Consider the following 26,872-nt stretch of genomic DNA (forward strand, 5'->3'; position numbering starts at 1 on the left):
GGGTAGACTCCCACTCTCGTGAGTCTCACCCTCGGAATCGTCGGCCTGCCCAACGTCGGAAAGTCGACGCTGTTCAACGCTCTGACGCGCAATGACGTGCTGGCCGCGAACTACCCGTTCGCCACCATCGAGCCGAATGTCGGTGTGGTGCCGCTGCCGGACCCGAGGTTGAACACGCTGGCCGGCATCTTCGGCTCCGAGCGTCTCGTCCCCGCGGTGGTGTCGTTCGTCGACATCGCGGGCATCGTGAAGGGCGCCTCCGAGGGTGCGGGCCTGGGCAACAAGTTCCTCGCCAATATCCGTGAGGCCGATGCCATCTGCCAGGTCGTGCGCGTCTTCGCCGACGACGACGTGATCCACGTCGACGGCAAGGTGGACCCGCTGTCCGACATCGAGGTGATCGAGACCGAGCTCATCCTGGCCGACCTGCAGACCCTCGAGAAGGCCGTGGTCCGTCTCGACAAGGAAGCCAAGGTCAAGAAGGACCGCAAGCCGGTCGCCGATACCGCCAAGCAGGCGCAGGAGATCCTCAACAGCGGCAAGACCCTGTTCGCCGCGCGCGACCAGCTGGACACCGAGCTGCTGAAGGAACTCTCGCTGCTCACCATCAAGCCGTTCCTCTATGTCTTCAATGCCGACGAGTCGATCCTTACCGACGAGGACAAGAAGGCCGAGCTGAAGGCCGCCGTCGCCCCCGCCGACGCGGTGTTCCTGGATGCCAAGGTCGAGGCCGAACTGCTCGAGCTGGACGAGGAATCCGCCCTCGAACTGCTGGAGTCCATCGGCCAGACCGAGCCGGGCCTGCACGCCCTGGCCCGCGCCGGCTTCCACACCCTAGGCCTGCAGACCTACCTCACCGCCGGTCCCAAGGAAGCCCGCGCCTGGACCATCCACCAGGGCGACACCGCCCCCAAGGCCGCCGGCGTCATCCACACCGACTTCGAACGCGGCTTCATCAAGGCCGAGATCGTCGCCTTCACCGACCTCGTCGAGGCCGGCTCCATGGCCGCCGCCAAGTCCGCCGGCAAGGTCCGGATGGAAGGCAAGGACTACGTCATGGCCGACGGCGACGTCGTCGAATTCAGATTCAACGTCTGAGCCTCTGCGAAGAAATAGGGCAGCGCGGGTATCGCTGCTGGTAGAGACTCCGCTGAGCCCCCATTCGGTGATCCGGGTGGGGGCTCAGTCGTTTCTCCAGCGCCCCGTGCTGGCCGGTTCGGTCAGCACGGTATGCGGGAAAGTAGTGCGTTTGCTGGCGACGTCTATCTTCGAGACACTGCCGCGGCTGGTTCGAACCGTGCGGGCTGGGACAGCACACGGGCGCGCTAGCGGTACGACCGGCTCACGAAACCGTCAGGGCGAACCAACACCGTCCCGTACGGCCAGCCGTCCACGACGTGCACCGGAACGTCGGCCGCCACGCCGGGATCGGCCGTGAGCACGCACCACTGCGATCCGACGAGATCCAGTGTGGACACCCCGTCGGCCACCCACATGTGCGGCAGGCGGGATCCCGGCGACCCGTCGAGGTCGAGGGTGACGTCTTCGGTGGAGGGGAGCTCCGCGCCGTCGTACCGGTAGCCCATGTGCACCACTGGCGCGTTGATCGCCCCCGCCGCCTTGCGCGCCTCTGCCATGTCCTTTCCCCAGTGCAGGGACGGATCGTTGAACCGCAGGCGCGCCTGCTCCATTGTCATGAGGGCCACCGGATGGCGTTCCGCGTGATAAGTCTCGAGCAGCTCGGGTCCGGCCTCACCGCGCAGTACGTGCGCGAGCTTCCACGCCAGATTGTGCGCGTCTGCGATGCCGGCGTTCAACCCGAACGCGCCCAATGGCGGGATCGCGTGCGCCGCGTCGCCCACCAGGAAGACCCGCCCGACGGAGAGCCGATCGGCCACCTGCCCGCGCCCCCGGAACCTCAGCACACTGCGGATCTCCACCTCGATCGACGGGTCGCCGAGCGCGGTGCGGATGAGGTCGGCAGTCGGCTCCGTGTCGAGGCGGGTGAGGAACACCCACTCACGTTCGCCGTCGACGGTCACCAGCAGGCCGGTCGCGTCCGGATGCTCGATATTGCACATTGCGAACGGCTTACGCGGACGCAGATCCGCACCGAACAGGACACTCGTCGTCTCCTGACCGATCGCACCTGGACCGGTGAGACCGATGCCGAGGACCTCCCGAACCCGGCTGCGCACACCGTCGGCGGCCACCAGATAGCGCGCCCGCACGACACGCCCGTCGGACAGGGTCGCCGTGACGCCGCCGGAATCCTGCTCGAACGAGTCGAGCGCTACGCCGAACTCCACGTCGCCTGCCCTGGTGATCAGTACGCGGTCGAGCCGGTTCTGTGCGCAGGTGCCGCGGATCCGGGCTGGTGTGTAGGTGAGCTCGGCCGCGGTTTTCGTCTTCCACTCAGCGCTTTCGGTGAAGTCGGCCTCGGCGAGCGTGCGCGCTCTGATCTTCCCCGCCCGCAAGTCGACCGCAGCCTCGTTGACCGCGTGATCCAGGCCGACCTCGCGCAGGATCTCCACCGACCGCGACCCGATGCCGGTGGCCCTGGGGTGGGGCGACAGCTGCGGCTTCTCCTCGACGACGAGGGGATTGACGCCGTGGTGGCGCAACAGCACCGCGAGCATCAGCCCGACGGATCCGCCGCCTGCGATCAAAACATCTGTGGGCACAGTGTTCCCGTTCATGGGCACACTGTATCCACTTCTGTAGACTCCTGTCCATGTCGCTTATCTGGGAACGTGAGCCGTACCGGTCGAAAAGGCAGGCCCTGAGCGTGGAGCGCATCGTGGACGCGTCGGTCGCCATCGCCGACGCCGAGGGGCTCGACGCGCTATCGATGCGCCGCGTCGCCACCGAGCTGTCGACCGGCACAACCTCGCTCTACCGCTACGTGGACAGCCGCGACGACCTGCTCGACCTCATGGCCGATGCGGTACAGGACGACCACGTGCCGCTGACGGGAGACTGGCGCGCCGACCTCGAGGCGTACGCCCACCACGAGCGCGAGCTGTGGCTACGGCACCCCTGGCTCGCCCCGCTGCTGGCCACCCGGCCATCGCTCGGCCCCAACTGGCTGCGCGGCCTGGAACACGCCCTCACCGCCGCCGCCCCGCTGACCTCCGACATCGCCGACGCGGCCTCGGCTGTCGGGCTCATCAGGGACTACGTGCGCGGCGCGGTCATACGCGAGCTCGCCGAGAAAGAGACCCAGCGGCGCACCGGTCGGACCGAGGACCAGTGGCGCGCCGCCGTCGCCCCCTACATGCGCAAGATCATCGAAAGCGGCGCATATCCCCGGGTTTCGCGCATGACCGAATCCGCCGACCTGAGCCCGGCCGAACAGTTCTCGTACGGCTTGCGCCGCATCCTCACCGGGATCGCGGACTCTCAGCAGACGGCAAAGTGATCGCGAATGCACCGAGGCCGATCCCGCCTGAGCGGGAAACCACCTACGCGACACACTGCATTCGGCAGCTGCGGACATTCCGCCGACCTCGGATCGGCACGGCCACATGATCTTCCGATGCCCCGCGCTGGCCGGTTCGGTCAGCGCGGTATGCGGCAATACAGGACATTTGGATTGCCTTGCGCAAGGCATCGGCGCATACAGTAGGCGGGTGGCCCTCGCCGTGACTCTGGCCCACAGCAACGTCCTCGAACCTCCAGCCCGGCTTGGCCTTTGCCGCAATGCGTGCTGCTCTGCACGTGTAACTCCGGGTAGCATGTGGTGAAACGACTATGGAGGGGGACATCATGTCGTCGAACAGTCACCGAGAGCAGGCCGATGATCCACGCGCCCGGTGGCGCCGCCTGCCCGTCGAACCCGCCCAGTACGTCGAGGAGACCCATGTCGACGGGAGTTCGTCGAGCTACTCGGTGCCCACCGTCGACCCGACCCAGGACTTCATACGCCTCTACGGCCAGTGATGCGTCAGGCTGCCTACGGTAGGTAATCCGGGCCGTCGGATTTCAATCCGACAGCGAAGTCGCGGACGGCCCAGGCGGATTCATCAAGGGATCTCGGGGAGACGATTTCGAATCGCACGACATTCGGCATGAGCGCGCACTTGAGTGCGCTAGAGCCAGCCAGTCAGTGGGGCCGTCGGAGGGGCGGTCTCAAGGCGGTGCCGGCGGCGGCTGGATTGGCGAGTCGCCTGCAGAGGCTATTCGGCTTCGGAGCGTGAGCTGGGCTCCGACCAGGGCGTTTGACGTGCAGATATTGATGCTGGTCGGCGAGTTCCGAAGCGGATTAGGCTCTGCGAAGAAGTAGGGCAGCGCGCGTATCGCTGCTGGTAGAGACTCTGCTGAGCTCCCATCCGGTTCCCCGGGTGGGGGCTCAGCTGTTACGGCGGCCCCGCGCGAAGACCCGGCTCGGTCAGCGGGGTAGTCGGTCCGCGTGCGTGTTCGGCTGACTTCGGCGGTAACCCGTGTGCCCGTAGATTAGGACATAGGCACTCGTGCATTTGGTGGCCTGAGTGAAAGCTCAACGGGCAGAATAGATGTCATGACTGAGTTTGCGCTCTCAACGGATGCGCAGCGCAGCACCGCCAGTGTTTAGAGGTTGGGGGACCACAACAGTGGGTGACCATTTCTTCGCGCACGGCGCGAAGGAAGGCGATATCCCTTTCTTCGGCATGTGATTCAGCGGATGCCGGGCGTGCGCGGGTCCGGACCGAGGCAGGCTTGAATGACGCAGCCCGGCGCGGTATCCGCGAACGGCGGTGCCAACGGGTAGTTCAGGCAGCTGAAGACATTGCAGCCCGGATATGCCGCGGGCCCGACGCCGAAGACCGCGATCAGCAGATCCGTATCCACGTACTGGCTCGAATCCGCGCGCAGCGGCGGTTCGACATACGGACCGGGATCGGGCACCAGAGGGTCTTGGAATGCCGCGAACAATCTGCGGAAGAATTCGTGCGCGAGCTCCGTGGTGTCCTCCAGAGCCTCCTCGATGCCCTGGTTGCTGACACTTCCGAAGACTCCGGTCCACACCACCGTCAAATCCAGACTCGGCACGATGAAGACGTTCTGCATGCCGCCTCCGACCATGAAATACACGTCAGCGGGCTGGAAGTCCTGGGACTCTTCGCATCCCAGGCCGATCCAGAGCAGGTAGCCGAAGCACTTGTTCGCTGGTGACGGCTGGCGTGCCATGCGCAGATAAGCCTCGGAGACGAGTTGCTGTGTGCCCCAGCGCCCGTCATTGCTCACCAGCAGACCGAGCTTCGCGAAATCGTTCGGCGGGATCATCAGATGGGCATAACCGTAGGTGTGCCCGGCGCGATCGCGCGCCCAGTAATAATCACCGCGTTCGATGCCGAGCGGATCGAAAAGCTCACGCTGCGCGAACTGCTGCAACGGCTCGCCGATGGCCAACTCGATGACATAGGCGAGCAGATCGACATCGCGCTCGCTGTAGCTGAATACCGCACCCGGCGGATTGTCCAACGGCACCCCGAGCGCCTGCACGGCACCATTCGGATCGATCGGAATCACCCCGGTGACACCCTCGGTAAGGATATCCGCCGCCAGGCCCGACGATTCGGTCAGCAGATTCTCCACGGTGATCGACCGATGCCGCTCATCACCGAGTCCGGGCGGCAGATACCGATCGATCGGCGCCTCGAGATCGAGTTTCCCCTGATCCCAGGCTATTCCGGCGAGCAGGGAGACAACGCTCTTCGTCGCACTCCAGATATTCCACGCGACATTGCCGGTCTCGTCGTTCGTCGGCCCCTCACCGATCAGGCAGTTGTGCCGGAACACCTGCACATTCAACCGATTACGCCCACTGGCGAACGCCAAGGCGCCCGCGAGCAGCCCCGAATCCAGTCCAACCTGTTCCGGAGCCGCCCGTTCCGGGTCCCGCCCGGACGACACCTCACACGACCGCTGCGCGGCGGGCGCGGCCTGCGCACCCCCGGCGAAAACGCTCCCAGCGACCATCGATATCGCCGCAGTTCCGGCCAGGAATCCGTCGATGCGACCCATAGCTCGAGGCTATCGCCCCCGGCAGTGCCAGAGCGGACAACAGGCTGAATAAGGTTCAGCCGAATGCAAACCGGGCGTACCGCTCAACGTCGAATATTCCAAGATTCCTCTTGGAGGACATCAGCGGCGTGTTCGTGCCGTGAACCCATCCTGCGCCCATGACGAGGACCGTGAGCCCGGTCAGTACCGACGCTGTAGGCGGTGACGATCCGATGAGGACCGGGTCGGGGTCGATCTTCATGCATGTGTCCTGGTAGGCCGACACCCCGGACACCATGAACGCCCGGGGTGTGGCTCCTTGGTAGGGGGTGGACAGCTGGGGAGCGACGGTGTATGGCTATTGGTGAAGTGCCGAACATCCACCTGAGGGATCCAATACCCCTTGTTGGGGAGGCGGGATCAACCGCTTCGAGGCGAGCGACGATGGATAAGGACCTCGGCGCGAGCGCATTCGACCCCGGTGCCGCCCGCGCGACTGCAACGCAGACCGCGTTGACGACTCTGGTTGCCCAGTTCGCCGAGGACTGGCATTCATCGAGCGAACCACCTGATCTGTCGATCCACCTGCCGGCCGAGCCGGCGCTGCGGCGGACCACGTTGATCGAACTGATCAAAGTGGATCTGCACGAACGGTGGCGGCGCAGCGACGACGCGCTGCGCCTTGCCGACTATCGCGAACAGTTCCCGGAACTGGGCACTGCCCCGCTGCCGCCGGATCTCATCTACGAGGAGATCAGTGCCCGCAGCTGTCGCAACGACATCGACCTCACCGAGTACGAGCACGACTATCCGGCCCAAATGGCCCGCATCACCGAGACTTTCGATGTCGGCGGCGTGCGCAGCACGCTGCTGGCCGACCCCACGGCAGTCGATGCTCTCGACTCCATCAATACGGGCACATCCCTGGACGATTTCGATCTGCTGCTGCCGCTGGGCCGCGGCGCGTTCGCGCGCGTATTCCTGGCTCGGCAGCGATCGCTGAGCCGACTGGTAGCTGTGAAGATCTCCCGCGACCACGGCGCCGAACCGCAGACGCTGGCCCAGCTCGACCACGACCATATCGTCCGCGTCTTCGATCAGCGTCAGATCACTGAACAGCATCTGAAGCTGATGTACATGCAGTACGTGTCCGGCGGCACCCTGCTGGGCGTGCTGCGACTGCTGCGGCGCACCCCACCGGCCGGACGCAGCGGCAAGCTGCTGCTGGCGGCTATCGACGCCGCCACCACGACCACGGGCGTGCTCGCGCCGCAGCCCTCGCCCGCACGCGCGGAACTGGAACAGCTCACCTGGCCGGAAACCGTGGCCTGGCTGGGCGCCCGGCTGGCCGCCGCGCTCGACTACGCCAATCGCCACGGTGTGCTGCACCGCGACATCAAACCCGCAAATGTGCTGTTGACCGCCGACGGTCAGCCCAAGCTGGCCGATTTCAACATCAGCTTCAGCCGGCATCTGCCTGGTGCGAACCCCGTCGCGTACTTCGGCGGCTCCCTGCGCTACATGTCCCCCGAACAGCTCGAGGCCTGCCACCCCAACGTGGCCACCACTGCCGCCGATCTGGACACCCGCAGCGACCTCTACGCACTGGCGGTGGTCCTGTGGGAACTGCTCACCGGACTGCGACCGTTCGACGACGGAGACGGGGCCGGCGAATCGGAGCAATCGCTGCAGGCGATGATCGATCGACGCCGCCGGCCTGTCGACGCGACTCTGGAGGCCGAGCTGCCCCCTGACTGCCCGGCCCTACTGCGTCACGCACTGCTCACCTGCCTTGCGCCCGACCCCGCCGACCGCTACCCCAGCGGTGCCGAACTGGCCCAGCGGCTCGAATTGAGCCAGGACCGGGCCGCCCGCGACCTGGTCGACCCACCCGCACACAGCCTGCGGGCACGGCTGCGCATGCGGCCGATTCCGGTGGTGCTTCCGACAGGCATGTTCGGCCAGGTCGCGGCCGGACTGTACCTTTCGGCGCACAATGTCCGGCTGATCCAACTCGAACTGGGCTCCGAGGCTGCCGGGCGGCTGACCCACCTGGGTTACGTGGTGATCGCGATCTCCTATCCGGTCGCCATCGCCGGACTGCTGTACTGGTGCCGCAACGTCTTCCTAGTGCCCGACGGCCTGCGCCGCGGCAAACACTTCGACGAGACCACCCTCGCCCGTGCGCGCGCCGACGCCCTCGTCTGCGGCGACCGGATCGCGGCAGTCGCGTTCACCGGATGGATCCTGGCCATGGGCATCTTCCTGGTGAAACTGCTGTCACTGGGGTCGCTGCCGGGCGGGCTGCTGGCTAATCTGATCGCCTCGAGCCTCGTCGCAGCCACGGTAGCGGTCGTGTACACGTACTTTCCGGCCACCTTCTTCGTGCTGCGCTGGTACTACCCGGGTTTGGTCGCCGCCGGGCACCTCGCCCCCGACGACGCCACCCGGCTGCATCGGCTGATCCAACGCAGCCGTGTGTACCTCGGTGTGGCGGCATCGGTTCCGCTGATCGGCGTGCCGTTAGGGCTGATGTTCTTGACTCCGCAACAGCAGCACACGGTGATCGGCTCGATGGTAGCCCTCTGTGTCGGTGGGCTTGTCGCCTTCGCCGTCGCCCTGCGCACCTTCTACGCCCTGCAATCGGATCTGGCGGCTCTCAATCGCATCGTGAATCCCCATTCTCACGCCTGACCGATGGATGGCCATACGACCGAGATCGGCTGATCTCGAGCCGGTGTGAAGGACATTCACATGCGACCAGCGGCGCGCTGGCGTAGGCGGGAGCCGCTGTCGTGCGTTGCCGCGAACGCCCGTGCAATGGCGGATGTTGACTTCTGCAACGATTCTCGGGTCGTCGTGGTCGGGTGCGATTTCTGCTGGCGCTTCGTCCTGGTTGGACACCCGGTGGTGCGCCCTACTTCGGTGCCTGGAAGCCGCCGATCTTCTGCTCGAGTAGTTCGGCCAGCCGCAGCGGGGTGCGGTCCTCGAACATCGGACCTATGAGCTGCACTCCCACCGGCAGCCCCTCGGGGGATCGGCCCGCGGGTATGGCGGTGGCGGGCAGGCCGGGCATGGTGGCCACACCGGCCCAGACGAGCTGGTCGAAGTACGGGTACGCGATGCCGTCGATGTCGATGTGCCGGTTCTCCAGACCTCCGTTGTGGTCGTGCGGGAAGGCGGGAGTGGGCGTGATGGGGCACACCACGGCATCGAACTCGGCGAAGAGCTGCCGCCAGCCGTGGCGGTGGAGTTCGCGACGGTTGTTCGCCTCGACCCAGTCGCGGTGGCTGAGCACCATACCGCGCAGCCGCGCCGCATCGAGACTCCGGTCGTCCGCGCTCAGGGCGGCGGCGTGGGTCTGCAGCTGTTCGTACACGTCGACGGAAAGACTTGCGGCGGCGTTCGACAGCATCAGCAGCATGTAGAGCGTCGCCGCTTCGGTCGGATCGGGCAGCAGCGGACTGTGCCTTTCGACGCGGGCGCCCTCGTCGACGAGCGCCTCGGCGACCCGGTTCACGCCCGCCCGCACCGCCGATCCGGTCGGAATGAGCGGATGGTCCTCGATGATCAGGACACGGAAGTCCGACAGCCGCTCGTGGCGCGCGGGCGGCAATGCGACGTCGTAGGCGACGCCGTGGGTCAGCGGGTCCGGTCCGGCCATCACGTCGAGCAGCAGCGTGAGGTCGCGGGCGGTGCGCGCCATCGGGCCGACGACGGCGAGGTCGAGGTCGATCGGCAGTGCCGGGGCGGGCGGCGCGACCATGCCGCGGGTCGGCGCCAGCCCGAGTGTCGGCTTGTGCGCGTAGACACCGCAGAAATGCGCGGGGGTGCGCAGCGAACCGGCGAGGTCGGAGCCGATGGACAGCGCGCCGAATCCACACGCCAGGGCCGCCGCCGATCCGCCGGAGGATCCACCCGACGTGCGGCCGTGATCCCACGGATTGTTGGTGGTGCCGTAGATCTCGTTGAAGCTCTGGATATCTCGCAGCATCAACGGCACATTGGTCTTACCGAGCAGCACCGCGCCCGCCGCCTTCAACCGCGACACCTGTACCGCGTCCTCGGCCGGCACATAGTTCGCGTGCTGCGGCATGCCCCAGGTCGTGGGCAGCCCGGCCATGTTGTAGGACTCCTTGACCGTCACCGGGATACCGAGCAGGGGCCGGTCCTCGCCGCGGGCGCGCGCCTGGTCGGCACGATGTGCGGCGGCCCGCGCACGGTCGAAATCCGGCACACAGATCGCGTTGATCGCCTTGTCGTCCCGCTCGATACGAGCGATCGCCTCATCGGTCAGTTCCACCGATGTCACCTCACCGGCCCGCAACGCCGCCGAAAGTTCTTCTGCCGACCGAAGATTCCATTCCATGAATCCGACGTTATTGGCTTGCCGCAGAGGACATAAAATGCCGCTTCGCACAACGGGAAGGTCGAACGGGCCACCTCCACCGGCAATGTCACGCACTCGATCCGTCATCAGAGGTGGCTCACCCCAGGTCATGGTGTTGGTAGTGGGCTAGTGCCATTGGTGCAAGCCATGAAATGCCGGTTCGCACAACGGGATAGATATCTCAGTACTTGTCATGTTCCTCTCGGCTGAAGGACTATTCGCGCGCCCGCTGGCCATGGCGGCACGCGGCGAATTCGGTGTCGGCCCGGAAGTTCAGCTAGCCGTCGTCGGACACCCTCGCGTACTTCGCGAGGCTGCGAAACGACGTGTACCCGGACAGCTTCATCAACATCGGTATGTCCGGTCCTCGGCTACTTGACACTGGCGGTGGGGCCTGATCCCGGCCAGGATCGGGTCCAGGTGCCCGGTGAGTAGCTCCCTAATCGGCTGCCCGCCAGCGTCATTGGTGTGGCTCACTATTGGCTTGCGTCTCACCGGTCACCGTGCCGGGAATGGCTGAAGAGGGGGTTGCCCAGCTCGAAGTAGCGGTGCCTTCCCGCACGGACCTCGTAGCCCGACACGGGAAGGACGCACTGGTGACGGTCATCATCGGAATGGACCCGCACAAACGCTCGGCCACGATCGAGATCATCGACCCCACCGGCACAGCACTGGCCACGGGCCGATGCGGCACAGACAACACCGGATACACCGAAATGCTCACCACCGCACAGCGATACCCGGATCGGGTATGGGCGATCGAGGGCTGCGACGGCATCGGCCGACATATCGCGCACCGTCTGGTCCGCGACGGAGAAACCGTGATCGACGTGCCGGCGAAACTCTCGGCACAGGTGCGAGTGTTCGCGACCGGCAACGGCGGCAAAACCGATCCCGTCGATGCGCATTCAGTGGCGTTGGCGGCGTTGCGGTCACCGGATCTGCACCGAGTGCAGGCGGATTCGGAGCTGATCGCTTCGGGCATGCTCGCCGATCGCCGCGACGAGTTCGGCCGCGCCCGCACCGACACCGTCAACCGGGGTCACCGGCTGCTGCTCGAACTACTGCCAGGTGGAGCGAAGAAGTTCCTGACCGCGATGCAAGCCCGCAAGCTGGTCGCCACCGTCAGACCCCGCGACCCGGCAGGCAACCTCCGGCGCCGACAGGCCGTCGAGTTGATCAGCGAACGCGAAGCAATCGACCGCTAAACCAAGGCCGCGGACAAAGAACTGCGCCAACTCGTCACCGAACGCGGCTCCACTCTGACCGACCTCCACGGCATCGGCCCGGCCGGCGCAGCCCGGCTACTCGCCGATGTCGGTGACATCCACCGATTTCGGGACCGGGACCGGTTCGCTTCCTGGAACGGCGCCGCACCCTTGGACGCTTCCTCCGGCCAGCAGAAACGCCATCGGCTCTTTCGCGCCGGACATCGCAAGATCAACCGGGTTCTGCACACCATGGCCATTGTTCAACTACGCCGTCCCAGCGCCGGGCGCACCTACTACGACCGCCGCAGAGCCGCGGGCAAGACCTCGATGGAAGCGATGCGGGCGCTGAAACGGCGGCTGTCGAATGTCGTCGACGCCCGCATACTCGCCGACCAGCAGCGGCGCGAAAAGGCAAGCCCGGGAGGGCAATCGGGGGCGACTCTTGACTCCAGCGCGACCGGCTCGACCCCGCACACCGGCTCTTCGGAAAAGCCACAACCCGGACTCACCATCAACCAGACCAGCCCTGCCCTCCAAACCGCGCCTCGACACGAGAGGGGAGCCAATATCGTGCGTTGGCGCCGCGGACGTCATGATCTTGTCTGGGCCGGTGGATCGGCTCCAGTCTGGGCGAGCCGGGCAGGTGTCGTGCACCTGTCCGGCTCGCCGTGCTCAGTGGCTGGTGGATTCGACTCCGGGTGCGGCAGTTTCGGGTGTGAGACCTGCTTTTTGGAGGGGGCGGGTGAGTAGCAGAACGAGTAGGCCTCCCAGCAGTCCGACGATTCCGCTGACGGCGAGTGTGCTCTGGATGCCGGCGGCGGCAGCTGTATGCAGGGTTTCGCGGACGATGGGCTGCACCGCGGCCGGAGTGCGCGCCAGTATCAGTGGGGTTTGGCCGCCTGCCACGGCGCGCGCTGTGGCGGCGGGGTCGGGCATCGATTGGGCCGCGAGCACGTGCTGAGCTCGTAGAGTGAATGTGTTGCCCAGCGTGGCTATGGCAACGGCCATGCCGAGCTGCTGTGCGGTGTTGACCGCACCGGCCGCCATTCCGGCGCGCTGCAGCGGAACCGCCGATACCGCAGCAGAATTCAGGGTTGCCGTGGCCAGCCCAACCCCGGCGCCGAGCAGCAGGAACCCCGGAACCAGCGCAGGCCAACCAGCGCCGCCGTGGACCAGCAGCGCGCCCACTATCCCGCCTGCACCGGTGATCAGCAGTCCGGCACCGATGATGCGCCCAGTATTCGGGCCGTGCAGGTGTCGGCCGAGTCCGCCGGACACTGCAAATGCCAGTGCGGACAAGGGGAGTCCCACGAGGGCGGCACCGATGGGACTCATCCCGAGCACCGATTGCAGCCAGATCTGGGTGTACATGAGCGCCCCGAACGCTGCGAAGAACAAGACGACCCCGGCGATCAGTACGCCGATGAACGAACGGTCCCGCAGCAGAGCGAGGTCGAGCATCGGATGTGTCGAATGCCGTTCGATGGTGAGGAACAGCGCGAGCGCGAGCGCCGCGGTCAGCAGTGTCCACCGGATCCCGGCATCCGACCAGCCGTGCTCGTTGGCCCGGATCAGCGCGTACGTCGCGGCACCGGCGGCGCCGGCGAACGTGAGGACACCTGGCGCATCGACCCGGGCGCCGTGCGACGCACCTGACTCGGCGATTACCCAGGCGCACAACACTATTGCCACGATGCCGACCGGGAGGTTGACGAAGAATATCCACCGCCACGATGCCCAATTCGTGAGCACGCCACCGATGATCGGCCCGACGGCGGAGGATGCGCCCGCGATCGCTCCCCATACTCCGTACGCGGCACCCCGGTCGCGGCCGGTATAGGAGCTGTTCAACAGCGCGATGCTCATCGAGCCCATCGCGGTCGCTCCGATACCCTGTGCGATGCGGGCCGCGATGAGTATCGCCGGATTCGGTGCGATCCCGCAGATCAGCGACGATACCGTGAACAGCGCCATACCCGCCAGGTAGGTGCGTCGATGCCCGACCAGATCACCGATCGATCCGGCGCCGAGCATCAACGCCGCCATGGCCAGCGCGTAGCCGTCGACCACCCATTGCAGCGCGCTGAAGGAAGCGTCGAGGTCGCGCTGCATGTCCGGTAGCGCGACGTTCACGATCGTCACGTCGATGAGCAGCATGAAGGTGCCGAGACAGACCGTCAGCAGCGGTAGCCACTTCCGCAATTCCGTTGTCCTTTCAGGGGATTGGATATGCGGCGTCGAGTATCTTTCTCGGCATCGGAGGAAGTCGCCTCCGGTCGTCCACAGCGTAGATTTTGTGCAGTGAGCGACTCTGTCATGCGCGAAAACTCCGTGCTAGATCCGATCGATAAGCGAATTGTGCGTGCGCTGCAGTTCGATCCACGCCTTCCATTCAGTGTCGTGGCGGACGAACTGGGTGTCGCGGAACAGACGATTGCGCGCCGGTATCGGCGACTGCGTCGCGACGGCTTGGTTCGGGTGATCGGGGCGGTCGATGCCCGCGCGATCGGCGAGACGGAGTGGATCGTCCGGGTGCGTTGTCGCCCCGAGGGAGCGCTACAAGTGGCCGAGGCGCTCGCGCGCCGCGACGACACGGCGTGGGTCAGCCTCGCCGGCGGCGGCGCCGAGGTGGTGTTTTCGCTGCATCCACGTGCCCAGCACGCGCGCGAAGACCTTCTGGCGCAACGACTGCAGCGGAGTGCACCGGTCCTGGACGTCTCGGCGTCGATGATTCTGCATCGCTTCGTCGGCGCGAGTCCGGTCGATTCGCGTGGTCGTCGGCTCGCTGATCCGGCCGCCACGCCCGTCGCCCCGGGCGATACCCGAATCGAGGACGCTGATCGTCCACTGCTGGACCTCCTTGCCCGCGACGGACGGACAAGCTATGCGATGCTGGCCCGCTCGACGGGCCTGAGTCCAGGAAGAGTCATGCGTCGCATCGAAGCATTGCAAGCCTCCGGGCTTCTCTACTTCGACCTCGACATTGCTCCCGCCGCACTGGGCACCCGGCTCGCGGCACTGCTGTGGCTCACTGTCACTCCAGCACAACTGGAACCAGTCGCGCAGGCCATCGTCGAACACGAGAACACGACCTACGCGGCCGCGATCACCGGACCGTTCAACCTGATCGCGACGCTGTCCTTCGGCAACACCAACGACCTGTACCGCCACATGACCACCAAACTGGCCGATCTGACCGGCATCCATACCGCCGAAATATCGCCGGTGCTGCGGCAGCTGAAGCAAGCGGGTGCGCTCATGAACGGTGATCGACTCGCGCAACCCACACCAACGCGACGTCGCAGACGCTGAGCATCGGGCAGAACCTCGGAGTCTGGGCACTGGCGCGGACCGAACAAGACGAGCAGCTCTGGAACAAGCCCGAAAATCGGCATTTCCGGATGTTCTGCAGCGCACCAGGTTCCGGCCGCCGGCAGCCGCTGGACGGATCCAACTAGCCGCAGCATGACACAGACCAATCCAGAAGTGCGATCCTGGCGTCCACGTGACATGAGGTGGCGTCTTGCACCAAGCTAAGGCATACCTCATGACATTCCGGATTGCCTGTACTGCAACTCATCTCACATCAGCATGAGCGAGCACTGCCGCCAGCCGTACGACCCTCTGCCCGTCGATCTTCCGATGCCCAAGCTGGCCGGTTCGGTCAGCGCGGTATGCGGCAGATGAGTGCGTTCTGACCGACCGTCAGTGTGGAGTGGTGTTAGTGGTGAACACTTGCGGATGATCGTGATTCTCTGCGCACTCAACAACCACTCCGCAGACGCGGCGGATCTGATCGCCTGGTACCTCCGCGGCGGAAGGTTCGACGACTTCGATTCGTTCGATCGGGCAACAGCCTTCGACATCGCCCTCCGCGTACGCTTCCCCGACTATGCCGATGCCCGAGCGGAACTGGCCTGACCCTCGCCATCCGCTCCCGAAGCTCCGTCAACAACCCGAACCGCGGCGGGCCGCCCTAAATACACGGAACTCGGCAATTGCGGATGTTCGGTCGACGTCAGATGGGCATGGCCGGTTGATCTTCCGCCGTCGACGCTGGCCGGTTCAGTCAGCGCGGTATGCGCCATGAGCGCGCACTCGAGTTCGCTAGAGTCAGCCAGGTGATGTGGCCGCAGGGATGATCCCAGGGCGGTGCCGGCCGAGCGGATGAGGTGGGGGAGCTGGCGCTATTTCGTCAGCCCCAGCATTGCGGCCATGAGTCCGAAATCGGGTCCGAAGTCCTCCATCTGCCCGGTCCGGCATCCGTCCGATTTCATCTGGATGCGCTCGCAGAACACGCTCACGATTTCGCCGGAGAGCGCGGAGCCCAGAACCAAATGGGTGCGCACGTATCGGCCGTTTCGGTTGACCGAGCGGTCCAGGTTCTGCATGAGCAGCGGGGCCACGTCGACCACCTCGGTCACGCCGGCCGCGTTGGCGCGCAGCTGGTTGGTGACATTGGTGAGCCCGGTGAGGGTGCCGTTGAGCTGATCGGAGTACTGCGAGAACGCGCCACTGGTGTTGGCCAGGAACGCATTCAGCTGATCGAGCGTGCCCTGCAGACCGGGCGCCTGATCGGCCAGCAGACCGGTCATCTGGGTGATCTTGTTGCTGAATCCGCGCACCGAGTCGTCGTTGTCGGCCAGCATGGTGTCCAGCTCGACCCGAGCACCGTGATCGGGTTGCCCTCGAACATGCCCGCGATATTGAGGAAGTCCGCGGTGAAGTGCTGCTGGGATAGCGGGTCGTGCCACGACTGACAACCTGCAGCGAGGACGGCGGTAAGCGCAAACACTGCGGAAACAACAGTACGGCTCGATGTTTTCATCGCGGGATCTTTCGAACGGTCGCCGAATCGCCGACGGGGTCGAGGCGAACCAGGCGAAATTCATCCTGTTCGCGCTACGAAGAGGTTTGGCGTGCCGATCGGGCGTGCCTGGTGAGGAATTCCAGCTCTACTCGGAGCACGTCGGAGTGGTCGATCCCGCCGTCATAGACGTCGTAATGCCCGCCGCGGCTGCGGTAGAGCTCGCCGCGGGGCGCTCGCGCGGCGGCCTGGGTGGCGGGTCCGGTGGGGGCCATGGTGTCGGATTCGGCGACGACCATCAGTAGGGGGCATTGGATTCGGTGGGCCGTTCGGACGGGGCGGTGGACGGCGATGTCGAGCAGTGATCGTGCGGTGATGCGGTTGGGCCAGGGCTCGCCGTCGGTTGGGGTGAGTCGATGTAGTCCGGTCAGTGAGTCGTTTGTCGCGATTACGCCGAGGCTGTCGGGTCCGACGCTGAGCGGCAGGTATTTCGGCGGGTTGCCGACGACGCCCGAGAGCACGTCTGCCACTGCGGTGGCGGTCAGGCGCAGCGCGCGCGGTGGAGCCACATTCCCCATCCCGGCCAAGCCGTCGACGAGGGGGCATTGTGCGATGGCTCCGGCCAGTGCCGGATCGGTGGCGGCGATATCGAGGATGTGCATGCCGGCGAAGGAGGTTCCCCAGATGAACAGCCGGTCGTTGTCGAGCGAGTCGTGGCGGCGCGCCCACGCGAGGGCGGTGCGGTAGTCCTCGCGCTGGCGGCGGATCGACAGAAACTCGCGTGGTTCGCCGCCGGAGCGGCCCCAGTGCCGGTAGTCGAATACGAGGGCAGCAAATCCGTTGTCGGCGAAGAACTCCGCGAACGGTGCCAGCCCGGCCGCCTTGACTCCGCCGATGCCGTGCGCCATCACCACCGTCGGATGCGAGGGCGGTGACGACGGCAGGTACAGCCAGCAGTCCAGCTCGGTGTCCGCGCCTGCGGGGATGCGCACGTGCTCTCGGGTGGTGTTGGTCATCGCGGGTCCTTCGCCGTGGAGTCGACAGTGATGGTGCCGCCCGCGGATCGGGCGAGATCGGGGCCGAACAATGCGCCGGGGGTGAACGCGCCGGGGCGGCCGTCGCCGTCGGCGAGCTGGGCCGCGACCGTGGCCGCGACGCGGCTGGTGAACGCGTAGCCCTCACCGGTCTGCAACCACGCCTGGCGTGTTTCCCCGCCCTCCCATTCCGCGCACGCGTACGCCCACGAGATCTCACCGGGCGTGCTCGGTGGTGTCAGTTGCCAGCGGTCGATGAGCCGGATCACGGTGCGCCGCAACGCATTCACCCGAAGCGCCGCGCCCACCATCGGCAGCGAGGCTCGCGCCATACGGCCGGTGGGCACCTCACTGGAAGTCGCGATCACCTCACCGGCGCCCGAGGCGCGCAGCGCCGCTACCAACTCGCCGGTGGGTACCGCCACCGTGGCACGCGTGGTGCCGTCGGGCAGCGGAGTGTGTTGCAGGTGAGCGCCGAGCCGGGTCCGCACGAGGCGGCCGTCCCGGTAGATCAGCCCGCCGGTTGCCGCCGCATCCACCACGCTGGCCAGCACCGCCGGGCCCAGGCCGTCCACGACGGGCATCGCCGCGACCCGGACACGGATCGGGGCCGGGCGGCCCGAGCACAGCTCGTAGACCAGCGCTTCGTTGGCGAGGGTGCCGAATCCTGCACCGGTGACAAGCGTCGCCCCTGCGGCCCGGGCCGCCGAATCCAGCTCCAGCAATGACTGCACGGGCTGGAATTCGTTGGCCAGATCCACGTAGTGACTGCCCGCGGCCACACAAGCCCGCGCGGTCGGGACCGTCGTCGTGCCGAACGGCCCGACCGTGTTGACGACGACGTCCGGTCTGCCCGCAGCGATTTCGCCGAGCGGATCATCGGTGACCAGCGTCCGTGGCGGTACCCCGCCCGACGCCTCGATCGTCGTGGCGGCCTCGGCCAGCCGCTGAGCATTGCGGCCGACCATCACGATCCGATGCCCACCGGCACGTAATTCGGCACTGATGTTTCGCCCGGCGCGTCCGGTCGCACCGATGATCCAGATTTCACCCATGCACATACGCTACGTTGTGTAGCGTATGTCTGGCAAGAGTTAATCCGATACAATCCGTAGCGTATGTCTGACAAGGGTAAATCCGCCGGGATGGGCCGCCCCCGCAATACGGCCCTGGACGCCGCCATCGCCACCGCTGTCGAAGAACTGTTGCTGACAGACGGTTACAGCGCAGTCACCATCGACCGCGTCGCTACCGTGGCCGGTACCACACGCACCGCGCTGTACCGCCGCTTCCCTGGGCGCGTCGCCTTGATCGCCAGCGCCCTGGCCGGGCATTTCGGCACCGACCCAGCACCCGACACCGGCACCCTCCGCGGCGACCTGATCGAGCTGCAACGCCTACAGGTCGAGTTCTTCCGCACCCCGGTCGTCGCAGCAGGCATCGCCGGCCTGCTCGGCGACCTCAGCGGCGACCCGCAATGGAGTGCGTTGTTCCACGAAGCCTTCATGGCGCCTCGCCGCCGATCGACCCAGGCAATGTTCCAGCGCGCCGTCGACCGCGGCGAGATCCCACCGTTCACTCATCCCACCGTCGTCTCCGACATCTTGACCGGCCCTTTGCTGCTGCACGCCATGCTCCCCGCCACCGGCCCCCTCGACGACACCCTCGTCGCCGCCACAGTCGACGCAGCCCTGCACCTCCTCAACGTCGGCATTCGCGACACGTAATCCGCCACACCCCGGAGCCTTCGGTCCCCGGCAGCCCAAAATTCGAGCCGACTCGCCGCCGCCTACGTCGGTCGTTTCACTTGGCACTGCGCGATGGCCGGTGCTGTCAGCCGCGGTCAGCGGCAGGACGGGACATCCAGCGATCGATTCTGCTGCGCCGCTGACCACGACGTCGTTACCGTTGGAGAGGTCCGTAGCTCCCTTATCTGGAGGTGACCATGACTACCGCTCGCGACATCATGCACCCGGGTGCGCATTGGATGACCAGCACAGATACCGTCCAGCGCGCGGCGCAGGTAATGCGCCAACTAGGCGTTGGAGCCTTGCCGATCGGCGACAAGAACGAGCGCATGATCGGCATCATCACAGACCGCGACATCGTCGTGAAATGCACTGCCGACGGCCGCGATCCAGCGAAGATGTCTTGCGCCGAGCTGTGCGAGGGCACGCCACGTTGGATCGATGCCGATGCCGACGTACAGGATGTACTGCACGAGATGGTGAGCCATCGAATCCGGCGACTGCCCGTGATCGAGAACAAGAGGATGGTCGGCATGATCAGCGAGGCAGATCTGGCCAGGCATCTGCCTGACGATCAACTCGCCGAATTTGCCGGACACATCTACTCAGCGGCCCCGGGACAGCGCTGAAGTACGCCGACAAGTCAGTGTGGTCTCAACGGGCCGGCACACACGCAGACCCGTTGAGACCACAGGTATCTTCGTGCGTTGCTGGGTGGCCGCACTGCCGGCGGTCGGTCACCTGCCCCGACCATTGATCTTCCGAGGGTCCGCGCCGGCCGGTTAGGTCCGCGCGGCATGCGGTATGTCCGGTGGCGTGCTCGGTTCGTGTTGGCGGGCATACGTTCCCCGGGGCGTGCGGCTGTTGGCGTTGCAGGCCAGACCCGGCGGGTCACCGCGGCGTGAAAGCTATCGCGGTTGGACGGCGACCAGACACGCCGCCGAGGAGTCGGCGGCATGGGCGGAGACATTCACCGAGCCCCGCCGTTAGCTTATTTCTGCTGGCCAACGAAATTGTCGTCGTTCGACGAAGATGGAGCCATGCGGACCGAGTATTACGCGAGTCTCGCTCGTCTCGCCACGCTGCTCGTTGCGATGAGTCTGCGTGATCGCGACGCGGTCGCGTCGGCGACGAACGCGTTGCTCGACGCCGACATCGAACAGGCCGAGCACGCTATCGACGAGTGCGCGGAGATCGAGACCATGCGTGATCACTGCGAACAGGCCGCCGTTGATCTTCTGGCCCGGCAAGCCCCGGTCGCCAGTGAACTGCGCCAGGTCGTGACTGCCCTCCAGCTCGTCGGCGACCTCGCCCGCATGGGCACCCTGGCGAGCCACATCGCCAGGACCGCCCGGCGCCGGCACCCCGGCCATGCCGTCCCGGACTCGGTCCGCCCCATTGTTGCGAGCATGGGTGCGGCTGCGGTTGCCATAGTCACCAGCGCCGCAGCGGTTCTGGAGTCCCGCGATCCTGAAGACGCCGCACGACTCGATCAGCAAGACGACGTGATGGACGAACTGCACCGCGAACTGTTCACTACGGTGCGCGGTCCGGACTGGCACGACGGAGTCACTTCCGCTGTCGATCTCGCTCTGCTCGCCCACTACTACGAGCGGTTCGCCGATCACGCCGTCCAAGTCGGACGCCGCACCATCTTCCTCGCCACCGGCGAAAACCCACAGACCTGGCTCGCCGATCGGCAATCACTCGACACCTGACCGCGCGCGAGACCTCTGACACGGAATGCTTGTCCAACATCGCACAATCGGCAGAAGAGGATGACCTGGGCCGCAGTCGGTCTCGCTGCCGGCCGCGCCCATTCCGGCCGATTCGAACCCGGCCCACTCAACTCTGTTTCAACTGCGATCGGCGAGTGTTGATGTCCCGGCGAACTCATGCGCAACTGTCATGACCTTCGTTGGTCCGATCCGCCTGTGCAATTTGCTATAGAATTGCCGGTTCGGGTGTGGGTCTGATCGAAGGTGGTTCGCATCCGTGGAGTCGTGGGTGCGAGCAGTGCCGTGGCCCGATGGTGGCCAGGAGAACTTCGAGACGAAGGCGGCTCGATGGCAGACTTCGACTATTGCGTAATCGGTGGCGGATTCGCGGGATTGACCGCTGCGTTGCGGCTGAAGCAGGCGGAGCGATCGGTGGCGGTGCTGGAAGCCCGCGACCGGCTCGGCGGGCGCACATTCACCGAGGTGCGCGCGGATGGTTGCTGGATCGACCGCGGTGGTGCCTGGATAGGGCCGGGACAGGACCGCATCCGTGCCTTGATGAACGAGTTCGGTGTACGGAGTTACCAGCAGTACACCGACGGTGAGGCCATGATGGTCGTCGACGGCAAGCAGTACCGCTACAGCGGCACGATCCCGTGGACGATGAGCCCCTGGGCGTCGATGAATCTCGGCGCGAGCTTCGTCGAGCTGGGGCACATGTGCAAGTCGATCCCGCTCGAGGCGCCGTGGGAGGCGAAGAAGGCCGACAAGTGGGATCGGATGAGCCTGGCGCAGTGGCTGGATCGCACCGTCTGGTCCAAGCCCGCCCACGATCTGCTCGAGACCGCCATCGCGGGCAGTTACACCTCGGCTGCCTCGGAAGTGTCGATGCTTTTCGCGCTGTATCAGATGGCATCGGGAGGTGGGCCCAACTTCGTATTCGGCGTCAAGGGCGGCGCCCAGGACGCCCGGCCGGTCGGGGGCATGGGTGCGATCTACGGGCCGATGGCGGCCCAGCTCGCCGACTCGATTCACCTGTCGCAGCCGGTACACAGTATCGAGCAGGACGCCGCCGGGGTGAGGGTGCATGCGGATGGATCGACGGTGCGCGCACGTCGGGCGATCGTGGCCGTCCCCCTGGCGATCGCCGGTCAGATCCGGTACGAGCCGATGTTGCCGGTCGATCGCTCGCTTCTGCATCAGCGGGTGCCCAGTGGCTCGATCATCAAGATTTCCGTCCTGTACGACGAGCCGTTCTGGCGGCGCGACGGATTGTCGGGTCAGTCGGCCGCGCCGGGATCGCCGGCCACCGTCACCATCGACGGCTGCACCGACGCCGGGCGGCCCGGGGTCCTGTGCGTCATTTCCGAGGGGCCCATCGCACGGCAGATCGGTCGACTCGATCCCGCCGAACGCAGGACGGTGATACTCCAAGAATTGGTCACGCGATTCGGCGAAAAAGCCGGTGTCCCGGTCGACTACATCGAGCAGGACTGGACTGCCGAACGCTATTCCGGTGGCGGGATGCTCAGTCACACGCCGACCGGTGTGCTCACCCAGTTCGGCCGTACGCTGCGCGAACCGTGCGGCCGTATCCACTGGGCCGGAACCGAGAGCTCGGCCGTCATGTGCGGTTGGGTCGACGGAGCCATTCGCTCGGGTGAACGCGCCGCGAGCGAAGTGCTGCAGCACGAACTCGCCGCGGTCTGAGGCCGGACGACCTGAAGCTCTTGTGCGGCAAGGCTATTACGTGACTCGAGAGCCGTGGCGCGTGGTCGGAGCGCGGATTGCACGCCTCGATGACTGGCCTGGTTGCGTGGTACTCGCTGATCCTGTGGGCCTCGGGCCAGGCTTCCAGCGGTTCGCGGCCCACCGCAGCCTCCACGCCACATACCACCAGGTCAGCAGCTCACCGCGGGCGCGCTACCCCATTCCTGGATAGCCTCATGGAATGGTGCAGAGCAAGGCACGCGACGTCGATGGCTATCTGACCGAGGTTCCCGAGGAACGCAGGGCCGTGCTGGCCGAGTTGCGGCGGCTGTGCCGAAAAGAGCTGGTGGGCTTCGACGAGGTCATGGCGTACGGGATGCCCGCATACGAGCGGGACGGTGTTGCGGAGATCGCGTTTGCCAGCCAGAAGCAGTACATCTCTTTCTATCTCATGCGCAGTGACATCCGTGAGGCGTTCGCGGAACAGCTGGCCGGGCAGGACATGGGCAAGGGCTGCCTGCGGTTCCGCAACCCGGAGAACATCGACTTCGACCTGCTGCGGGATCTGCTCGAGGCAACCGCGGCCCGGCCCGGCACGATCTGTTGACCCGGCCTTGTCCGGGCCGTCATGCGGCCGTTGGTGAATCGGCTGAAGATGTTGTGTACCAGGGCATTTTGCTGCCCGATCGGCGTGCGTAGGGTCTGTGCGAGTGGCTTGCGACGCGCGCCTGCGGGTGGAGGTCGAGCGGGTCGAGTTCCGCTTCAACGTCTGAGCCGGCGTCGGGTATGAGCCCGTCCGCTGGGTGTCGCTGTTCGTCGCGTAAGCCGGTCAGGAGAGCCAGTCGGAGTAGTGGGTGGGGGCGAGGTGGGCGTTTCTATCGGTGAGGACGTCGCCTTTGACTTGGGCGAACATGCCGGCGGTGGGGTCGGTGACTACGGTTCGGCTGTCGCCTTTGCGGGCCAGGGTGATTCGGCCCAGTTCGTCGAGGGGGAAGATATCGGGTCCGGCGATGTGGCGGGCGCCGTTCAGCGGGGCGCCGGTCGCGACTTCTGCTACCGCGGCGGCGACGTCCTTCGCGGCGATCGGCTGGATCGGTGTCGTGGGCAGTCGGACGGTGTCACCGTCGGTGGTCCACGACAGCACGGCGTCGATGAACTCCATGAACTGTGTGGCCCGGACGATGGAGTAGGGGATCGACCCGGCCGCCAGGATGTTCTCCTGCAGCACTTTTGCCCGGTAGTAGTCCAGGTCCTGCACTTGGTCCGCACCGATGATCGACAGGATGACGAAATGGCCCACGCCCTGGCTGCGGGCGGCGGTCAGGAGGTTGTCCATGGAGGTCTGGAAGAACGCCGGAGAGGCCTCGTCGAAGGTCGGGGAATTGGTCAGGTTGACGACGACGTCGGCCCCGGCCAGGGCTTCGTCCAATCCGTTGCCGCTGATGACATCGACACCGGTGGAATGCGAGTGCGGTATCGCCCGATGTCCGGCGGCGTTCAGATCCTCGACGACCTGCGATCCGATCAATCCGGTGCCGCCGATGACTGCGAGTTTCATGGGATGTCCTTCCGGGTGGTGTATCGACCTGCCTGGTTTCGTGAAACCTGTTGTGGTTCCGTCGAATACGTCTCAGCGTCGCCGCTTCCGGCTGCTAGGTGGTGCGGTAGAAGTCGGCCGCGGTGACGGTGACGGGCACCCCGAGTTCGGTGGCTACCGCAGTGATCGCGGTATCGCCGACGGTGAGGTCGGCGCGGCCGTCGGTGGTGAAATACGGTGCGATGAAAGTCTTGTAGTGGGCTCGGACTTCGTCCGCGGTGTGCCGGCCGAGGAAGGTTCGCAGATGGCGCACCGTGGTATCGGTGTCGTCGCGGATCACCTGCAGCGCGCGCCGGTGGGCCCGTACGACGGCCTGGACCGCGGGAGCGTCGGGACGGAGGTAGGTCGGATCGACGGCTACACCGACGGTGGGGATCTGGAAGAGGTCGCCGACCCAGGCCACTACCTGCCAGCCCTCCGCTGCGGCAACCGCTTCGGGTGCCATGGTGCTGCCGACGACGGCGGCATCGATCGTGCCGTCGTGCAGCATGCGCAGGTCCATCCCGTAGTCGCCGGGCGCGCGGACGATCGAGTGGATGTCGTGGTCCGGGTCCAGACCGACCCGGCGTAACGCGATCCGCGCAAAGCATCCGGGCGCGGTGTGGGGCGCGTGTACCGCGACCCGCTTGCCGGACAGGCCCGCGGGCGAGGTCATGCCGGAGCGGGCCAGGAACCAGAACAGTGGCCGGTGGGTGTTGACAGTCAGCGCAACCCAGGGAATTCCGTTGGTCAACCGGGACAGCAGGGCCCGGCCGAGCCCGATGGTGGCGCACCGCCGCAGTCGTTCCTCATCCCAGGTGCAGCCGTCGCGCAGGGCGACGTGGACGCCTTCGTCGGCGTAAAAGTCCTGTTGGTCGGCGATATACGCAACCAGTTCCTCGTGAAATCCCCGGCCGACGTAGGCGAGATCGATCGTGTCCATGAGCGTTCTTCCCTCGTCAGTACATGGCCATGCCGCCGTTCACCGCGGCGGTGGTGCCGGTCATGAAGGAGTTGTCTTCGCTGGCGTAGAACGCGACCGCCTGGGCGACGTCCGCGGTCAGGGCCAGGCGGCCCAGGGGTGTCGCGGCCACCTGTCGCCGTTTGATCTCGTCGTCGAGCACACCCGCGATGCGGGTGTCCTCCACCGGGCCGGGCTCCACCACATTGACCGTGATGGCCCACGGCCCGAGTTCCTGGGCGAGGTAACGGGCGAACTGCGCGAGCGCGGCTTTGGCGGTGCCCAGCGCGATCATGCCCGCTCGGGGCCGGCGGCTGAGGCCGGTGCCGATGTAGATGATGCGCCCCCAGCCCTGGGCGGTCATGGCCGGCAGGACGGCCTTGGTAACGGTGAACGCCGCGCGCATTTCGTCATCGAGCTTGCCGCCCAGTTCTTTCCACGTCATGTCCTGGAACGACTTGATCGCATACGGGGTGAGCGCGTTGTGCACGAGCACGTCGACGCCACCCCACTGTTTCTGCACCTGTTCGATCAAGTTCTCGACCGCGGCGGACTCACGGACATCGGCCTGTACAGCCAGCGCGCGGCCGCCTGCCTCCCCGATCTCGGTCACGACCTCCCCGGCCGCTGCCTCGCTGTGCAGGTAATTGACCACCACGCGCATCCCTCGCGCCGCCAGCAGACGCGCTGTGGCCGCGCCGATTCCGCTGCTGGCCCCTGTCACCAATGCCACTCGCCCCGTACCTGTGATCATGGTGCGACCTCCTTGTGATCCGCTCCGTTGAGCACGATGTCGACCGTGACCCGCGGCAAATCGGCGGCGGTGCTGTCGAGTTCGTGTGATAGCCGCGAGGCGAGCAGACGCTCCAGCCTGCCGCGGGTAGGTCACCGGGCTGCGTTCCACGGTCGTGAACGGTCGCTCCAGCTTCGGAATGCCGCCCGGCTCGGATCCGACTGTGCCCGCTGTGCATCGGTCGCAGTTGAAGGGGTTGTGCGACAGTGATTTCGGAGACGGGCGAGATATAGCCGCGTCCGAGCGAGCGGCCCACCGCGTGGTACGCGGTTGGGCCGTGACCTCGCTCTGTGCGTCAGATGCAGATGTTGAAGATGAAGAAGCCCAGCGGGATGCCGAAGCAGAACGTGACCGATCCGACGGTGTCGGTGACCGGCACGGGTGTGGGCGGCGCGGCCGATGCGGTGGGAGCGGCCAGCCCGGCGAGCGACATGGCGATGCCGGTCGCGGCGATTATCGAGGCAATTTTGGTCTTCATTTCTGAGTTCCGTTCCTTGGATGAGCGATGGCGGTTCAGACCCCGACCCGGAACAGCTGTCTAATCGATCTTCCGCCGATGATCTCCCGGCGACAACCCCCGGCCTACCTCGGAACGCCACACGGCCGGGCGCTCAACCAGGCGCTGTCGTTCGGCGGTGGCGAACCGCGGTGGGCGCGCGCGGGAGGCGTTCTGGACCACGCGGCTGGAACTGACCCGGCCGATCGTCGAGCACGGCGTCGACCGGTGCGTCGACCGCGGCGAGCTGCCCGCCGGGACCGACCCGCGGCTGCCGCTCGAAACCTTGATCGCGCCACTGCAATTCCGCACACGGGTCACCCGGGAACCGATCGATCCGCAGCTGTGCGTCCGCCTCGTCGACCTGCTGCTCGACGGCGCGATCTCCGGTCCGCGGCCGTGATCACCGCATCGGCGACGATCCGGCCGCGACCGGGCCCGCC

At 66.2% G+C, this 26,872-nt stretch carries 26 protein-coding genes; 14 read left to right on the top strand and 12 right to left on the bottom strand.

Features of this window, described 5'->3' with window-relative positions:
• The first annotated feature begins 18 nt into the window (after nt 1-18).
• Nucleotides 19-1,098: a redox-regulated ATPase YchF gene (gene ychF, locus ACFXIV_RS19915; protein ID WP_354833494.1), complete on the top strand. Its 1,080-nt coding sequence runs from the start codon at nt 19-21 to the stop codon at nt 1,096-1,098.
• A 227-nt stretch (nt 1,099-1,325) separates the two neighbouring features.
• Here ychF and ACFXIV_RS19920 read toward each other — a convergent pair whose 3' ends face one another.
• Nucleotides 1,326-2,699 (bottom strand): FAD-dependent monooxygenase, encoded by a 1,374-nt coding sequence (locus tag ACFXIV_RS19920; RefSeq protein ID WP_379393853.1) that lies wholly within the window; start codon nt 2,697-2,699, stop codon nt 1,326-1,328.
• A 35-nt stretch (nt 2,700-2,734) separates the two neighbouring features.
• Here ACFXIV_RS19920 and ACFXIV_RS19925 point away from each other — a divergent pair, with 35 nt between their 5' ends.
• Complete coding sequence (locus tag ACFXIV_RS19925) at nt 2,735-3,421, top strand: TetR/AcrR family transcriptional regulator (RefSeq protein WP_379393855.1); 687 nt, start codon at nt 2,735-2,737, stop codon at nt 3,419-3,421.
• Between the two features lie 347 nt (nt 3,422-3,768).
• The gene (locus tag ACFXIV_RS19930; RefSeq protein ID WP_379386452.1) at nt 3,769-3,942 is read left to right on the top strand and encodes a hypothetical protein; all 174 of its coding nucleotides are present in this window, start codon (nt 3,769-3,771) and stop codon (nt 3,940-3,942) included.
• 714 nt (nt 3,943-4,656) lie between these two features.
• Here ACFXIV_RS19930 and ACFXIV_RS19935 read toward each other — a convergent pair.
• Together ACFXIV_RS19935 and ACFXIV_RS19940 are read right to left on the bottom strand one after the other, a co-directional pair.
• Nucleotides 4,657-6,006 carry a serine hydrolase domain-containing protein gene (locus ACFXIV_RS19935; RefSeq protein WP_379393857.1) on the bottom strand — a complete coding sequence of 450 codons (1,350 nt, stop codon included), beginning with the start codon at nt 6,004-6,006 and terminating at the stop codon, nt 4,657-4,659.
• 55 nt (nt 6,007-6,061) lie between these two features.
• Nucleotides 6,062-6,247: a hypothetical protein gene (locus tag ACFXIV_RS19940; RefSeq protein WP_379393859.1), complete on the bottom strand. Its 186-nt coding sequence runs from the start codon at nt 6,245-6,247 to the stop codon at nt 6,062-6,064.
• Nucleotides 6,248-6,429: 182 nt separating this feature from the next.
• Between ACFXIV_RS19940 and ACFXIV_RS19945 the strand changes: the two genes are divergently transcribed.
• The gene (locus tag ACFXIV_RS19945; RefSeq protein WP_379393861.1) at nt 6,430-8,679 is read left to right on the top strand and encodes a serine/threonine-protein kinase; all 2,250 of its coding nucleotides are present in this window, start codon (nt 6,430-6,432) and stop codon (nt 8,677-8,679) included.
• 223 nt (nt 8,680-8,902) lie between these two features.
• Here the strand turns inward: ACFXIV_RS19945 and ACFXIV_RS19950 are convergent, their stop codons facing one another.
• Nucleotides 8,903-10,354, bottom strand: coding sequence for an amidase (locus ACFXIV_RS19950; protein WP_379393862.1), 1,452 nt, complete (start codon nt 10,352-10,354; stop codon nt 8,903-8,905).
• 617 nt (nt 10,355-10,971) lie between these two features.
• Here ACFXIV_RS19950 and ACFXIV_RS19955 point away from each other — a divergent pair.
• Together ACFXIV_RS19955 and ACFXIV_RS19960 are read left to right on the top strand one after the other, a co-directional pair.
• Nucleotides 10,972-11,583 (top strand): transposase, encoded by a 612-nt coding sequence (locus ACFXIV_RS19955; protein WP_379393864.1) that lies wholly within the window; start codon nt 10,972-10,974, stop codon nt 11,581-11,583.
• A gap of 54 nt (nt 11,584-11,637) precedes the next feature.
• A complete protein-coding gene (locus ACFXIV_RS19960; RefSeq protein ID WP_379394341.1) occupies nt 11,638-12,336 on the top strand; it encodes a transposase in 699 nt (232 codons plus the stop codon).
• Here ACFXIV_RS19960 and ACFXIV_RS19965 read toward each other — a convergent pair.
• Nucleotides 12,259-13,788: an MFS transporter gene (locus ACFXIV_RS19965; protein ID WP_379393866.1), complete on the bottom strand. Its 1,530-nt coding sequence runs from the start codon at nt 13,786-13,788 to the stop codon at nt 12,259-12,261. The two genes, ACFXIV_RS19960 and ACFXIV_RS19965, sit on opposite strands and share 78 nt — an antisense overlap.
• A 99-nt stretch (nt 13,789-13,887) precedes the next feature.
• Here ACFXIV_RS19965 and ACFXIV_RS19970 point away from each other — a divergent pair, with 99 nt between their 5' ends.
• Together ACFXIV_RS19970 and ACFXIV_RS19975 are read left to right on the top strand one after the other, a co-directional pair.
• Nucleotides 13,888-14,898, top strand: a complete 1,011-nt coding sequence (locus ACFXIV_RS19970) for an Lrp/AsnC family transcriptional regulator (RefSeq protein WP_379421302.1) — start codon at nt 13,888-13,890, stop codon at nt 14,896-14,898.
• Nucleotides 14,899-15,327: 429 nt separating this feature from the next.
• On the top strand, nt 15,328-15,507 hold the full coding sequence (locus ACFXIV_RS19975) for a hypothetical protein (RefSeq protein ID WP_379393870.1): 180 nt from the start codon (nt 15,328-15,330) through the stop codon (nt 15,505-15,507).
• 266 nt (nt 15,508-15,773) lie between these two features.
• On the opposite strand, the gene ACFXIV_RS19980 is transcribed toward ACFXIV_RS19975, so the two are convergent.
• From ACFXIV_RS19980 to ACFXIV_RS19990, 3 genes are all read right to left on the bottom strand, one after another.
• Nucleotides 15,774-16,235 carry a hypothetical protein gene (locus ACFXIV_RS19980; protein WP_379393872.1) on the bottom strand — a complete coding sequence of 154 codons (462 nt, stop codon included), beginning with the start codon at nt 16,233-16,235 and terminating at the stop codon, nt 15,774-15,776.
• A 253-nt stretch (nt 16,236-16,488) separates the two neighbouring features.
• Nucleotides 16,489-17,409, bottom strand: coding sequence for an alpha/beta hydrolase (locus tag ACFXIV_RS19985; RefSeq protein WP_379393874.1), 921 nt, complete (start codon nt 17,407-17,409; stop codon nt 16,489-16,491).
• Nucleotides 17,406-18,482, bottom strand: coding sequence for a saccharopine dehydrogenase NADP-binding domain-containing protein (locus ACFXIV_RS19990; RefSeq protein WP_379393876.1), 1,077 nt, complete (start codon nt 18,480-18,482; stop codon nt 17,406-17,408). The genes ACFXIV_RS19985 and ACFXIV_RS19990 overlap by 4 nt, the downstream gene beginning before the upstream one ends.
• 63 nt (nt 18,483-18,545) lie before the next feature.
• Here ACFXIV_RS19990 and ACFXIV_RS19995 point away from each other — a divergent pair, with 63 nt between their 5' ends.
• The 5 genes from ACFXIV_RS19995 (at nt 18,546) to ACFXIV_RS20015 (ending at nt 23,210) form a co-directional block, all read left to right on the top strand.
• Entirely contained in the window at nt 18,546-19,154 is a 609-nt protein-coding gene (locus tag ACFXIV_RS19995) for a TetR/AcrR family transcriptional regulator (protein WP_379393878.1), read from the top strand.
• 218 nt (nt 19,155-19,372) lie between these two features.
• Nucleotides 19,373-19,804: a CBS domain-containing protein gene (locus ACFXIV_RS20000; RefSeq protein ID WP_379393880.1), complete on the top strand. Its 432-nt coding sequence runs from the start codon at nt 19,373-19,375 to the stop codon at nt 19,802-19,804.
• 327 nt (nt 19,805-20,131) lie between these two features.
• Nucleotides 20,132-20,893 carry a phosphate signaling complex protein PhoU gene (gene phoU, locus ACFXIV_RS20005; RefSeq protein WP_379421303.1) on the top strand — a complete coding sequence of 254 codons (762 nt, stop codon included), beginning with the start codon at nt 20,132-20,134 and terminating at the stop codon, nt 20,891-20,893.
• Nucleotides 20,894-21,241: 348 nt separating this feature from the next.
• Nucleotides 21,242-22,603, top strand: coding sequence for a flavin monoamine oxidase family protein (locus ACFXIV_RS20010; RefSeq protein WP_379393884.1), 1,362 nt, complete (start codon nt 21,242-21,244; stop codon nt 22,601-22,603).
• 241 nt (nt 22,604-22,844) lie between these two features.
• The gene (locus ACFXIV_RS20015) at nt 22,845-23,210 is read left to right on the top strand and encodes an iron chaperone (RefSeq protein WP_379393886.1); all 366 of its coding nucleotides are present in this window, start codon (nt 22,845-22,847) and stop codon (nt 23,208-23,210) included.
• Nucleotides 23,211-23,432: 222 nt separating this feature from the next.
• Here the strand turns inward: ACFXIV_RS20015 and ACFXIV_RS20020 are convergent, their stop codons facing one another.
• From ACFXIV_RS20020 to ACFXIV_RS20035, 4 genes are all read right to left on the bottom strand, one after another.
• Nucleotides 23,433-24,161, bottom strand: a complete 729-nt coding sequence (locus ACFXIV_RS20020; protein ID WP_379393888.1) for an SDR family oxidoreductase — start codon at nt 24,159-24,161, stop codon at nt 23,433-23,435.
• Nucleotides 24,162-24,255: 94 nt separating this feature from the next.
• Nucleotides 24,256-25,122: an ABC transporter substrate-binding protein gene (locus ACFXIV_RS20025; protein WP_379393890.1), complete on the bottom strand. Its 867-nt coding sequence runs from the start codon at nt 25,120-25,122 to the stop codon at nt 24,256-24,258.
• Nucleotides 25,123-25,138: 16 nt separating this feature from the next.
• Complete coding sequence (locus tag ACFXIV_RS20030; RefSeq protein ID WP_379393892.1) at nt 25,139-25,894, bottom strand: SDR family NAD(P)-dependent oxidoreductase; 756 nt, start codon at nt 25,892-25,894, stop codon at nt 25,139-25,141.
• 334 nt (nt 25,895-26,228) lie between these two features.
• Nucleotides 26,229-26,411 (bottom strand): hypothetical protein, encoded by a 183-nt coding sequence (locus ACFXIV_RS20035; RefSeq protein WP_379393894.1) that lies wholly within the window; start codon nt 26,409-26,411, stop codon nt 26,229-26,231.
• Nucleotides 26,412-26,568: 157 nt separating this feature from the next.
• On the opposite strand from ACFXIV_RS20035, the gene ACFXIV_RS20040 reads away from it, so the two are divergent.
• Nucleotides 26,569-26,832: a TetR-like C-terminal domain-containing protein gene (locus ACFXIV_RS20040; protein ID WP_379393896.1), complete on the top strand. Its 264-nt coding sequence runs from the start codon at nt 26,569-26,571 to the stop codon at nt 26,830-26,832.
• Nucleotides 26,833-26,872: the final 40 nt, after the last annotated feature.

The sequence above is a fragment of the Nocardia sp. NPDC059236 genome, from assembly GCF_042754085.1.
Lineage (GTDB): Bacteria > Actinomycetota > Actinomycetes > Mycobacteriales > Mycobacteriaceae > Nocardia.